The 12,315-nt window shown below is 41.8% G+C and carries 12 protein-coding genes; 1 reads left to right on the forward strand and 11 read right to left on the reverse strand.

The window, feature by feature from the left end; translation table 11 throughout:
* Positions 1–96: IS3 family transposase (locus tag PCY14_RS03120; protein WP_227248006.1), on the forward strand; the 96-nt coding region annotated here is incomplete at its 5' end.
* 97 nt (positions 97–193) lie between these two features.
* On the opposite strand, the gene gatB is transcribed toward PCY14_RS03120, so the two are convergent.
* From gatB to PCY14_RS03175, 11 genes are all read right to left on the reverse strand, one after another.
* Positions 194–1,636 (reverse strand): Asp-tRNA(Asn)/Glu-tRNA(Gln) amidotransferase subunit GatB, encoded by a 1,443-nt coding sequence (gene gatB / locus PCY14_RS03125; RefSeq protein ID WP_014713787.1) that lies wholly within the window; start codon positions 1,634–1,636, stop codon positions 194–196.
* The gene (gene gatA / locus PCY14_RS03130) at positions 1,636–3,102 is read right to left on the reverse strand and encodes an Asp-tRNA(Asn)/Glu-tRNA(Gln) amidotransferase subunit GatA (RefSeq protein WP_064523870.1); all 1,467 of its coding nucleotides are present in this window, start codon (positions 3,100–3,102) and stop codon (positions 1,636–1,638) included. Before gatA ends, gatB begins: the two co-directional genes overlap by 1 nt.
* Positions 3,102–3,404, reverse strand: a complete 303-nt coding sequence (gatC, locus tag PCY14_RS03135; protein WP_002884769.1) for an Asp-tRNA(Asn)/Glu-tRNA(Gln) amidotransferase subunit GatC — start codon at positions 3,402–3,404, stop codon at positions 3,102–3,104. Before gatC ends, gatA begins: the two co-directional genes overlap by 1 nt.
* Before the next feature lie 139 nt (positions 3,405–3,543).
* Positions 3,544–5,016, reverse strand: a complete 1,473-nt coding sequence (locus PCY14_RS03140; RefSeq protein ID WP_301363156.1) for a glycosyltransferase — start codon at positions 5,014–5,016, stop codon at positions 3,544–3,546.
* Positions 4,997–6,295: an accessory Sec system glycosyltransferase GtfB gene (locus PCY14_RS03145; protein ID WP_301363157.1), complete on the reverse strand. Its 1,299-nt coding sequence runs from the start codon at positions 6,293–6,295 to the stop codon at positions 4,997–4,999. The genes PCY14_RS03140 and PCY14_RS03145 overlap by 20 nt, the downstream gene beginning before the upstream one ends.
* 49 nt (positions 6,296–6,344) lie before the next feature.
* Positions 6,345–7,226 carry a glycosyltransferase family 2 protein gene (locus PCY14_RS03150; protein ID WP_021147408.1) on the reverse strand — a complete coding sequence of 294 codons (882 nt, stop codon included), beginning with the start codon at positions 7,224–7,226 and terminating at the stop codon, positions 6,345–6,347.
* Positions 7,227–7,229: 3 nt separating this feature from the next.
* Positions 7,230–8,438 (reverse strand): glycosyltransferase, encoded by a 1,209-nt coding sequence (locus tag PCY14_RS03155; RefSeq protein ID WP_301363158.1) that lies wholly within the window; start codon positions 8,436–8,438, stop codon positions 7,230–7,232.
* A 194-nt stretch (positions 8,439–8,632) separates the two neighbouring features.
* Positions 8,633–10,072: a 6-phospho-beta-glucosidase gene (locus PCY14_RS03160; RefSeq protein WP_070476170.1), complete on the reverse strand. Its 1,440-nt coding sequence runs from the start codon at positions 10,070–10,072 to the stop codon at positions 8,633–8,635.
* 150 nt (positions 10,073–10,222) lie between these two features.
* Positions 10,223–10,732, reverse strand: a complete 510-nt coding sequence (gene msrA / locus PCY14_RS03165) for a peptide-methionine (S)-S-oxide reductase MsrA (RefSeq protein ID WP_070476173.1) — start codon at positions 10,730–10,732, stop codon at positions 10,223–10,225.
* Positions 10,733–10,743: 11 nt separating this feature from the next.
* The gene (locus PCY14_RS03170) at positions 10,744–11,592 is read right to left on the reverse strand and encodes a MetQ/NlpA family ABC transporter substrate-binding protein (protein ID WP_070476176.1); all 849 of its coding nucleotides are present in this window, start codon (positions 11,590–11,592) and stop codon (positions 10,744–10,746) included.
* A gap of 121 nt (positions 11,593–11,713) precedes the next feature.
* Entirely contained in the window at positions 11,714–12,265 is a 552-nt protein-coding gene (locus PCY14_RS03175; RefSeq protein ID WP_070476179.1) for a cysteine hydrolase family protein, read from the reverse strand.
* Between the last annotated feature and the right edge of the window lie 50 nt (positions 12,266–12,315).

Below are 12,315 nucleotides of genomic sequence, written 5' to 3' on the forward strand. Positions count from 1 at the left end.
ATTGTAGACTATATTGATTATTACAACAACAAACGCATTAAGGTAAAATTAAAAGGATTTAGCCCTGTGCAATACAGAACTAAATCCTTTGGATAAATTAATTGTCTAACTTTTTGGGGTCAGTACACGATTCGTAGGAGTTTTTGTATACCCTGCAAAGAAAAAACCAACCTTTCGGCTGGTTCTTTATCTATTACTCTTCTTTCAACTTAGCCAATTCTTGAGCAAGTAACTTGAGGGCTACTTGTGGGTTGGCTTGGCCTTTGGTTGCTTTCATGAGGAAGCCGGTGAAGGCTTTATCAGCGTTACGTTTACCTGACTTGAAGTCAGCTACGGCTGCTTCATTGTCTGCGAAGACTTGGTGGATGATTGGAATCAAGACTTCTGGGTCTGAAATCTGTACCAATCCAGCTTTTTCGACGTATTCACGCGCACCGCCACCGTTTTTCGCCAAATGAACGAAGACTTTCTTGGCAATCTTAGATGAAATCGTTCCATCTTCGATGATGGCAATCATTTCGACCAAGTTTTCTGGTGTCAATTGGATTTCTTCAAGCGTCTTGCCTTCTGCATTCAAGAATTGTGCCACTTCACCTTGGAGCCAGTTAGACACTTGTTTAGCATCGCCACCAAGGGCTACGGCTGCTTCAAAGAAGTCAGAAGTAACTTTCGTCGCTGTCAATTGGTTGGCATCATAGTCAGACAAACCAAGCTCTGCCACGTAGCGAGCACGACGGTCTTTTGGAAACTCTGGCAACTCCGTACGCATTTCCTCGATCCACTCATCTGAGATTTCAAACAAGGGAAGGTCTGGTTCTGGGAAGTAACGGTAATCCGCTGCTCCTTCTTTGACACGCATAAGGATAGTACTCTTATTAGCTTCATCATAACGGCGTGTTTCTTGACGAATGACACCACCCGAACGCAAGATTTTCGCTTGGCGCTGCACTTCGTATTCAAGACCTTTACGGACGTTTGAGAAGGAGTTCAAGTTTTTCAACTCAGTCTTGGTACCAAATTCCTCTTGACCGTATGGGCGAAGGGAAATGTTGGCATCCACACGCATAGATCCTTCTTCCATCTTGACGTCTGAAATACCAGTGTATTGGATGACTTCTTTCAAAGCTGTCAAATAGGCGTAGGCTTCTTCTGGAGAACGCATATCCGCTTCAGACACGATTTCAATCAATGGAACCCCTTGACGGTTAAGGTCTACGTAAGAGAATCCATCTGTTCCGTGCGTGTTCTTACCAGCATCTTCTTCCAAGTGGGCCCGTTCAATCCCGATTTTCTTCGTTGAGCCGTCTTCCAATTGCACTTCAATCCAACCGTTGTAACCGATTGGCTCGTCAAATTGTGAAATTTGGTAAGCCTTTGGATTATCAGGGTAAAAATAGTTCTTACGGTCAAAGTGCATGTGCTGATGGATATCCATATTCAAGGCCAAAGCAGCCTTGATCCCAGCGTCCACAACACCCTTGTTCAAGACAGGAAGCACACCTGGGAAAGACCAGTCAATCACATTGGTATTAGCATTTTGCTCGTTCCCAAAGTGAGCAGAGGTTGGTGAGAAAATTTTTGAGTTTGTATTCAATTCAACGTGGACTTCAAGTCCGATGACTGTTTCAAAGTTCATTAATTGTCACCTCCGAAAATAAGGGGTTGTTGCTTGTGGTAATCCGTCGTTGCTTCAAAGGCAGCTGCAGCTTGGTAGATGGTTTCTTCAGAATACTTAGGACCGATCAACTGCAAACCAACTGGAAGACCTTGCGCAAAACCTGCAGGAATCGAAATCCCTGGAAGACCTGCCAAGTTGACTGGAATGGTCAAGAGATCAGCTAAGTACATGGCAACCGGATCATGGTTGAGCGAATCCAAATCAAAGGCTACACTTGGAGCTGTTGGACCAAGGATAAGGTCGTAATCCGCAAAGACTTTTTCGAAGTCTTGGATAATGAGGGTACGGACTTGGCCAGCTTTCTTGTAGTAGGCATCGTAGTAACCAGATGACAAACTAAAGGTACCAAGCATAATACGGCGTTTGACCTCATCACCAAAGCCTTGACTACGAGTATTCACGTAGATATCATCCAAGTTTTTAGCATCTTCTGCACGGAAACCATAGCGAATACCGTCGAAACGTTGCAAGTTTGAAGAAGCTTCAGATGAAGCGATGATGTAGTAAACAGCAACCCCGTATTTAGAGTGTGGAAGGCTAACTTCTTCGACAGTTGCTCCCAATTTTTCAAAGTGTTTAGCCGCATTGAGGATGGTTTCTTTGACTTCTGGGTCAATCCCTTCACCGAGGTATTCCTTAGGAAGGGCAATCTTCATGCCTTTAATGTCTTGACCAATCTTAGAAGTAAAGTCTGCTACACGAACAGGTGCAGAAGTTGAATCCTTGGCATCTTCGCTGGCAATGACATTAAGCAATTGGGCATTTTCCTTAACCGTTGGTGAGAAAGTACCAATTTGGTCAAGTGAGCTACCAAAGGCAATGAGACCAAAACGTGAAACCGTTCCATAAGTAGGTTTGAGACCAACAATCCCGTTAAAAGCAGCCGGTTGACGGATAGAACCACCTGTATCTGAACCAAGGGACAAACGGACTTGACCTGAAGCTACAGAAGCTGCTGAACCACTAGAAGATCCACCAGGCACCTTGCTGTGGTCCCAAGCGTTTTTAGTCGCGCCATAGTAAGATGTTTCACCAGATCCACCCATGGCAAATTCATCCATGTTGGTCTTCCCGATGACAATCATATCTTTGGCTTTGGCGTTAGCAACAGCTGTCGCATCAAAGATTGGCTCGTAGTTGTAGAGCATTTTTGAAGCCGCAGTTGTCAAAATGCCATCTGTTGAGATATTGTCTTTGACAGCGAGTGGAATACCTGATAAGAGGTTGTCTGCATCGATTCCTTTTTCATCAATGGCCTTAGCTTGCGCAAGGGCAGCTTCTTCGGCCACCGTTACAAAGGCATTGACTGCTTCTTCACGCGCCTTGATATCATCAAGCGTCGCTTGTGTCAATTCCGTTGCTGAAATTTCCTTAGAGACAAGGAGGTCGTGCAACTCTTCAATGGTTTTATTGTTGAATGACATTAGGCATCTCCTCCATCTTCTAGGATAGCTGGTACCTTGATGTAGTAGTTATCTTTTTCAGGTACATTTTTAAACAAGCGGTCACGGTCAGTCCCTTTTTCAGCAACATCCGGACGCAATACGGTCTTGCGGTCAGCCATGGTCGTTGTTGGGGCAACACCTGTTGTGTCCACTTCTTCCAACAATTCCACCATGTCGACAATTTTAGACAAGGTTGTCGCAAACTCAGCTGTCTCTTCTGGAGAGAATTTCAATTTTGAAAGATTGGCAACGTGGGTTACCTCTTCTTGCGTAATTTTCATCTTGCTTCCTTTCGTGAAATGATGATTTTTCAATACCTTCTATTTTACCATAATTTAGCCTATTTTGCTTGGAGGATAAAAAAACTGTAGTAACTTTTTTGTCACTACAGTTTACAGAGATAGAGCTTTTTTTAAACACTTATCGTATGGCTATCAAGAGCTTTCTCCAAGCTTCTAGAATTTCAAGTTTCAAATACTGTTTGGCTAACTCATATGAGGCTTGGTGCATAGACTCAAGATCACTTTCTAAGGCAAATAGAATCTTGTCAGCCATCTGAGAAACAAGCAGGTCCTCATCCATAGTCTCGCTATAAGGAACCAGATAGCCATTCTCACCATCTTTGATGAAGGTTGGATTGCCATAACGGGCATCAAAACCAACCAGGGCTAAACCTGCTCCTACCGCTTCCATCAGAGTCAAACCAAAGGTCTCCCATTGAGAGGTAGTGACATAAAGTTCGTACTGTGGGTAGACGTCACGTAAATCCGCATGTCCTCTAAGTTTGATGTAATCATTCGCCCCAAGAGTATCAATTAAATCTTGTAGATTCTCTTGTTCCCCACCTTTACCGTAGATGTCAAAACGAAGTTTTGGCTCTTTTTGATGGGCAAGGGCAACGGCTCTTATAGCCAAATCCAAGCGTTTACGTGGGTCCAATCGCGAAGCCGTCATCAAACTGAGAGGCTTTCTATGCCCCTCTGGAAAACTAAGATTCTCCAAATGTCCCACTGCTAGGGCATAAATAGCGGCGTCTGTGACACCTTGCTTTTGCAGCGTATTCTCTAAAACAGCCTTTTGTGACTCAGTAGCTGTGATAAAGAAGTCAAAGCGTTGGGCGTACTTAAAGATGTAATAATACTCATAGTAGAGGTCCCCATTTTCAAACTCATGCTCTGAATGAAAAACAAAACCTAGCTTTGCAGGTGAGTCCAGTTCATAAATCGGTCGCATAAATTCCATCAAGGAAGCCCTATCCAGCAACAAGGTATCCTCAGCTGTCAAAGGAAGCCTTGCTAGAAAACGACGCATGACCTCTGTCTTGGTCACTAAAATCTCAGTGCCTAGCCTATATAACCAGCTGGCTCCTTGCTTGAGTTCTTCAAAGGCAATGCGACCATCTTTATTGTGATAACTTCTCCTGATGATGATGCCTTTTTCAAAGTATTCTGTAACCAATTTACTTGTTCCATACCACTCACGCTTCAATAGCATGCCATTAACGTGGTAGTCTACATACCGCACACTACCTTTTTGGTAGGGATCCATCTTAAAGACTAAAGAAGTACCATCAGAACAGGCATAAACAGAGTCTGTTTCGCTTTGGCTCTTCAAATCTAGACGTGTCAACTTAAATTTTTGCTGCAAGGCCCCCACTGTCAAAGATGGGATATGACTGTCTTGATCTGTAAAGCCAAGGTAGGCATGGAGGAGTTCCTCGTAGCGATGCCCCAAAGAAAGATAGTAATCTAATTTATAGGGTTGTGGCCAGGTCGTAAAGATAAACTTAGCAGGCTCATTTAATTCACGTAGCATCAAAGCTCTAGACGCCTGAGCCACATCGACACCATTAGGTTCATAGCCCACCAATAGGTTAAAGGTGTAAATCGTCATCTTTTTCCCCCTCCAATCTAGTAAAGAAAGCTAAGATTTCTTCCCTCTCGGTGAGTTTCAAAACCTCTTTCTGACTTTCAAGAGCCTTAGGGTAAAACTCTGCTTGCTGTATGAGTTGTCGGAATCCCTGTTCTAGTTCCTCTAAGGAAGTATAAACCGTTGGTAAGTCCTTATAGTAGTGACGATGAACCGTTGATTCTAAGCCAAAAAGCAACTGTCCATTTTCAATCGCATCCAAAGTTACATCAGACACTTCGCTTCCATAATTCAAGTCTAAATAAATGAAACAATTCCTCAGTAGATCTTGATATTTCCCCTGACGAATCCCTGGGTAAAGATGGACATTTCTCTTATCTTTGAGACAAGTCAATTTTGGCCCCATACTAGTTTGGGCTCCGATATGAAAGTCAATATCCGGAAAAGTATCAACCAGATCATCTAGGCCCTCAATATTTTCAGAAGCAGTCATCACCATGGCTTGAGGCACAAAAGTCTGAGAACCGTCTTGTTCTGCACCAGCTAAATAAATCATGCCTGACTTACGTTCCTCTTGGGGATAATAATTAGTAACCAAAACATGATTCACTTGATTTTGAATAAACTCAAGACCATCCTGAGTGTCGGAGCAATAAACCAGACGATTAACATTCAAGGTCTGCAATGTCGGGATTAGATTGGAATCCATACAGATGATAGCTTCGTCTGACTTCAGGATTTGATTCAAAACAGCCTTAGTTAATTCTTCCCTACCTGAGAAAATTCTATCTCTTCCTTCAGACCCCTGATCAATCAGGTATCCATCTTGAATATAGTGAAGCAAGACTTCTTCTTGGTTACGATTAAAGTAAATATCCATAATGCCTTGCCCCTGATCATCCAGAAGACGCTGTTTGGTACGCCAGCCATAGCGATTATAATCATCAACCGCAACAACTTTTTCCCCTTGTCCAAACCATTGGACTTGTTTGACCGTACGTTCCTTTAGATTGTCACGAAAAACAACACTGGCACGGCGGTCTTGACCATCAAAAATGTAGGTCGTAATCCCCAAAGTCCACAATTCCCAGTATAGTGGAACCGACAAATCGTTAAAAAAGAGTGGTGTCCCTTGATAATCTTCCTCTGAGGAATAAATAAATGACGATGCTAAACTAATAGTGTCCTTATCAACATCCGTTTCAAAATTCGTGTAAAACACACGGGATTGGATACCAAAGGAGTCTAGTAATCTTCTCAGTTTTTCCGTTGCCTGACTAGGTTCTTGTGCAATAATAAGCATAGTTATCCTTTCTGACTAATCCAAGCAATAAATAGCTTAACCTTCACCTTTATTGCTCCAAAAATCTCAAGTTAACCTGCGCCGTCTTATAGGTCTCAGTATCTTGAAGATTAGCTTCTTCCATTTTTTCAATTGCCCGCTTCAGACGCGTCTTGTAAATATAACGGTGCCAAGTCAAATCATAGCCCAACATGCCTAGCAAAGCTAGTTTTTCATTTTTAGCTTCCATCTCATCTAAGACACGCTTCTCGGTCCAGACCTGCGACAGCGTATCCTTACGCCCCACTCGGTACCAATAGATACATTTTTCGGTATGGACAACACGATTGGCCTTTAACAAGAGTTTGTACATAAGGAAGTTATCCTCGACGTTCTTCCCAACAGGAAAACGAAGGTCCTCGAACAAAGAAATCTTATAGAGTTTCATCATGGCGCATGCCCAAGCCATATCTCTTGTCTCTTGAATGGCATCTTGGTCAATGATGTCTCTCCCCTCATAGAGAGTCTCAGAGTAATCATTCTCCGTTACCTTAATCAAAAACTTACTGGTACTCTCGTTGAACAAGTTATAGTTGGCAATAGAAACATCTGCCTCATACTTTTTAAGCTGAGTGTACAAGGTCTCCACATAATCCTCTGTTACCCAATCATCCGGGTCTACAAAAGTGATGTAATCACCTGTGGCTAGGTCAATCCCTGTATTTCGGGCTGCAGATAGGCCGCCATTAACTTGTCGCACATAGCGAATACGTGAATCTCGCTTGAAAAATTCCTTGCAAATCTCCTCTGACTTATCAGGAGAGCCATCATTGACAAGAATGATTTCAAGGTTTGGATAGGTCTGATTCACTATCGTTTCCAAACACTGCTTTAAATAAGCTTCCACATTATAAATGGGAATAACAATACTAACTACTTCTTTATTTTCCATGGTCTATCTCTCAATCGTATCTATATAATCTCGAACAGCTTTTACCATTTGGTCTACTTGGTCATTCTTGAACACTTGATTTTTCCCAGTTTGGTCGTGATTTGTTCCTTCAAAAGAGAAAATCGGAAGTCCCAACTGATGAATCGTTTCTGTGATATGATCAACCTCATCAAATGGGTTGATATCCATATAGAAATCTATTTTTTCCAAGACCTTTCGACTAGTCAATGGATCAAAGGATGGATAGAGAATAAGGTTTGGATACTGCTCCAACTTCACCAAATTAAACCCGAAATGAGAATGAGCCAAAACATGAAAAGCTACATCTGGAAGAGCCTGCAGCAAATGTTCCAATTCAAAGATGTCTGCAGTATTAGTATAAATCGCCGTATGGTAAGGAAAATCACCTACCATATCACTAAAGTTGAGCTTTACAGCTGGCTTTCTCAATAAGATATCTTCCCAAGATAGGGCGTAATAGAACCACCAAATATCCCTGAAACGATTAAAACGTTTAGCAGTCCAAGGCTTATTGTAAGAGGTGTAATGGATAACTGCAGGTACCCCTTTAAACGCATCATACCAATCCAGATCCCCGTATATATACTGGTCCTTATCAGAACCTACCTGAAGATTATAAGTCCAAGGAAGTCTGAGCCAAGCATCCTTAAAATACAAATTCAAGATTCCCTGATCACCATAGACTTCTTGGTGATGTTTCTGCGTTAAATCAAAGAGAGATTCTGTTACCTTATGTTGGCGCCACCAGGCAGTGTCAATAACCATCAAACCAGCATTGAAACCTTCCGTCGTCGTCGGACAATCCACTACTGCTCCAATACCAAGACCATTCAAATCAACCTCAAAAAGTGGTGACAAATCCTGCGTGAAAATCATATCGCAATCCAAATAGAGAACACGATTTTCTTGAACAAACTCGGGAATCGCATAACGGAAAAAAGTCGCATAATGAATATGCGCACTTGGAAGCGAAAATTGTTTAAAGCTTTCGGCAGACACACGGCAATTGAGAATTTCAGAATCAATAGCCTCTAGGCGACGATTCATCAGCGTAAACCATTCTGTTGGTAAATTCTCATTTAGCACATAAATTTTCCACTGCCCTTTATGTGCACACAAAGATTTAAGAGCCACCTCTAACTTTTCCATGTAGGATAACTCTGCTACAAATACAACTGATTTTTTACCCATGTTTTCTTCCTCTCAAACTCTAATAAGAATATCATTTTTTAGAAAACATTACAATTTCTATCCCTTACAAAAAAAGCCAGCCCTAAGGCTGACTTTAATTGGAGATCAATTTTCTTTTAGTGCTCGTTAAACACGTAAAATAGAATTCCGACTAGCACGTGGCTTAAAACACCGAACACCTCTCAACTCATAGACTATTCTACAGAGGCACCGTTACTTGCGATAACTTCTTTATACCAGTTAAATGATTTCTTCTTAGAGCGTTTCAGGCTACCATTACCATCGTTGTCACGGTCCACATAGATAAAGCCATAACGTTTCTTCATTTCACCAGTTCCAGCAGAAACAAGGTCGATACAGCCCCAGGTTGTGTAACCCCAAAGCTCTACACCATCTTCATTGATAGCATCACGCATAGCCTTGATGTGGGCTGCCAAGTAGTCGATACGATAATCGTCTTCAACATAACCATTTTCATCTGGCGTATCCACAGCACCAAGCCCATTCTCAACGATAAACATCGGTTTTTGGTAACGATCCCAAATAGCATTGAGGGTAATACGAAGACCTAGTGGGTCAATTTGCCAACCCCACTCTGAAGCTTCCAAATAGGGATTTTTAATAGAGGCAAAGATATTGCCGGCAGTCTTTTCATTAACTTCTGGATCACCTGAAGCCACACGACTTGCATAGTAAGAGAAGGAAATAAAATCAACAGTATGTTCTTTAAGAAGGGCCAAATCTTCTTCCGTCATCTCAAGCTCAATGCCATCACGTTCCCACTGCTTCTTAGCATAATTTGGATACTCTCCACGAGCTTGAACATCAATAAAGAAATAGCTACTACGATCTTCTTGCATGGCTGCCCAGTAATCGCGTGGGTGGGCTGTATTTGGATAATATTGACCTGCTGCCAACATACAACCAACCTTATTTTCAGGATCAATCTCATGGGCCAACTTCGTCGCCATAGCTGAAGCTACCAACTCATGGTGAGCTGCTTGGTATTTAACCTGCTCCTCATTCTCACCCTCTTCAAAGCAGAGTCCTGCTCCCATAAATGGTGCATGGAGAATCATATTGATTTCATTGAATGTGAGCCAGTACTTAACCAAACCTTTATAACGTGTGAAAAGGGTACGGCAAAGATTTTCATAGAAACCAAGCATCTTACGGTTACGCCAGCCACCATACTCGGTAATCAAGTGCATGGGACAATCAAAGTGTGTGATCGTTACCAAAGGTTCAATACCATACTTGTGACATTCTTTGAAGAGGTCCTCGTAAAAGGCAAGCCCAGCTTCATTTGGCTCAGCCTCATCCCCCTTAGGAAAAATACGTGACCAAGCAATAGAAAGACGATAAGTCTTAAAGCCCATTTCACCAAAGAGAGCAATATCTTCCTTGTAACGGTGGTACATGTCGATACTTTCCTTGGCTGGATAGAAATAGCCATCCTCAAAATCAAACATCTTACGACGTCCAGTGATAATAGAAAGGCGATCCTCACCAATTGGCACCACGTCAACATTGGCTAGACCACGCCCATCAGCATCATAGGCACCCTCACATTGATTGGCCGCTGTCGCCCCACCCCACAAAAATCCATCAGGAAAAGTCATTTTTTTAGTCATTGTTCTACCTCTTTATGATTCAAGATTATTTCAGTAATAGTATATACTAATCTGGAATCGTTTTCTTATAGTAAACTACGAAAAACTGATACTATCCTATGATTTTGACAAAAAACGAGAGTAGGCCAGATTCCCACTCTCGATTATATTTTATTTCCAATTTTCTTCTAAGAATTGGTGACGAATGGCACTACTCTGTGCATAACGTTCAGGATTAGTCTTATAAAATCCCTGGTGATAGGCTTCTGCTTCATAGAAAGTCTCTGCAGGCTCAATCTTCGTCACAATAGGACGATCAAAACGTCCTGAGTTCTGAAGATTTTCCTTAGACTTTTCAGCAATTTCCTTTTGACGCTCATCAAAATAATAAATCACAGGACGATAGTTATCACCACGATCCTCAAATTGACCAAACGCATCCGTTGGATCTGTCTGAGCCCAATAAATCTCAACTAATTTAGAGAAAGAAATAATTTCTGGATCAAAAATAATTTCTACCGCCTCTGTATGACCTGTCGTTTTTCGACAAACCTCTTCATAAGATGGATTAGGTACATGTCCCCCTGTATAACCAGAACGAACAGATAAAATACCAGACTGTTCTTCAAAAGGCTGTACCATACACCAGAAACATCCTCCAGCAAAAATAGCTCTTTCCATAGCTTCCTCTCTTACCAAACCGGCTCATCTAAACCTTGAGACGATTTCTTGATGACTTCTTTCACTTCGTCAGTATGATAGGCTTTGATGACTTTCTTAATAGCATCAGCCTTGTCTGATTTTTCCCAACCTTTTTGGGCAACAAGTAGGTTGTACCATTGCTTAGTATTTTTACTTGCAGGTTCCACGTAGATAGCTGTCTTAGGATCAATTCCAGCCTCTGTTACGAAGTCATTATTAATGATAGCCGCATCTACAGAATCTAGGTTAGCAGCTGTTTGAGCCGCATCAACTTCTTTGATATTTAGATTCTTCTTATTTTCGCTGATATCAGTCAATTTAGCTTTATCGTCAGCATCGACACTAAGCTTAATCAACCCTGCAGACTGCAAAAGGTTTAGGGCACGACTTTCATTAACAGCATCATTTGGGATGGCAATCGTAGCACCATCTGGTAATTCTTTAATATCCTTGTATTTATTCTTACCACCCTGTGTTCCTGAGTAAACACGGAAGGCCGTAAAATAAGTCTCAGCAATTGGTACTAGGTCAGTTTTATGATCCGCATTCCAGTTATCAAGGAAATTGTAGTGTTGGAAAGCATTGATATCAATCTCACCATTATTTAGAGCTACGTTAGGTTGAGAATAGTCCGTAAACTCACTAAACTTCAGCGTAATGCCTTCTTTTTTCAGAATTTCTTCAACCTTATCCCAGCGTGCTTGTTCAGACTCACTCTTAGCCATGGTTCCCACTCGTACCACGTTCTTATCCTTAGCAGCATCCTTACCACAAGCTGCTAAAATCCCTACAGATGCAACAGCAAGAGCTACGATACCTAATAAACGTTTTATCTTCATAATTGTCTCCTCTCAAATAAATAAGTGGTTCTAGTCTAACACGAAAAAACTTGCTTGACTAATTCATATTCTTAATCAATTGATAGAGAGGAGCTATCAAAAAAAGAGTAAGAACTATCTCTTACTCCACAATTGTTGCTCCAAGAACATTCTTAAAATGCCCAATAGCAAAGTCATGAGCTTCAAGCGTCAAGGAAGCTGTTGCACTCGCTACAACCTCAATATCATAGCCCAAATTATAGGCATCAATGGCTGTATGTAGCACACAAATATCTGTTAAAACTCCTGTCAAGACAACTGTCGTCACACGACGTTCACGCAAACGAATATCTAAATCCGTTCCCGAAAAGGCTGAATAGTGTCGCTTATCCATCCAAAAGACACGATTATCATCCTTAATAGCATCATATACACCAGCCAACTTACCATAAAGTTCTCGCCCAGACGTCCCTACAATATTGTGAGGTGGAAAGAGCTTGGTTTCAGGATGGAAGGTATCTCCTTCATCATGTCGGTCCATAGCAACGAAGATATAGTCCCCATTATCATAGGCCTCTTGAGTTACCTGGGCAATGCGGTCTTCAATGGCTTGGGCAGGCTTTCCAGCCGTCAACTTCCCATCATCTGCCACAAAATCATAAGAGTAATCAATTGATATCAATGCCTTTGTCATATTACTTTCTCCTTTTAAAAAAAGTGGGGCAGGCTCCTCCTACCTCACTT

It is taken from the genome of Streptococcus sp. SV2, from assembly GCF_030440175.1.
Classification (GTDB): Bacteria; Bacillota; Bacilli; order Lactobacillales; family Streptococcaceae; genus Streptococcus; species Streptococcus raffinosi.

Bases quoted from the DNA above. Each gene is read 5' to 3' on its own strand.
- PCY14_RS03160 (WP_070476170.1), bottom strand. From the start codon at position 10,072: ATGACTAAAAAAATGACTTTTCCTGATGGATTTTTGTGGGGTGGGGCG.
- PCY14_RS03140 (WP_301363156.1), bottom strand. From the start codon at position 5,016: ATGACGATTTACACCTTTAACCTATTGGTGGGCTATGAACCTAATGGT.
- PCY14_RS03145 (WP_301363157.1), bottom strand. From the start codon at position 6,295: ATGCTTATTATTGCACAAGAACCTAGTCAGGCAACGGAAAAACTGAGA.
- PCY14_RS03170 (WP_070476176.1), bottom strand. From the start codon at position 11,592: ATGAAGATAAAACGTTTATTAGGTATCGTAGCTCTTGCTGTTGCATCT.
- PCY14_RS03155 (WP_301363158.1), bottom strand. From the start codon at position 8,438: ATGGGTAAAAAATCAGTTGTATTTGTAGCAGAGTTATCCTACATGGAA.
- gatC (WP_002884769.1), bottom strand. From the start codon at position 3,404: ATGAAAATTACGCAAGAAGAGGTAACCCACGTTGCCAATCTTTCAAAA.
- msrA (WP_070476173.1), bottom strand. From the start codon at position 10,732: ATGGAAAGAGCTATTTTTGCTGGAGGATGTTTCTGGTGTATGGTACAG.
- gatA (WP_064523870.1), bottom strand. From the start codon at position 3,102: ATGTCATTCAACAATAAAACCATTGAAGAGTTGCACGACCTCCTTGTC.
- PCY14_RS03175 (WP_070476179.1), bottom strand. From the start codon at position 12,265: ATGACAAAGGCATTGATATCAATTGATTACTCTTATGATTTTGTGGCA.
- gatB (WP_014713787.1), bottom strand. From the start codon at position 1,636: ATGAACTTTGAAACAGTCATCGGACTTGAAGTCCACGTTGAATTGAAT.
- PCY14_RS03150 (WP_021147408.1), bottom strand. From the start codon at position 7,226: ATGGAAAATAAAGAAGTAGTTAGTATTGTTATTCCCATTTATAATGTG.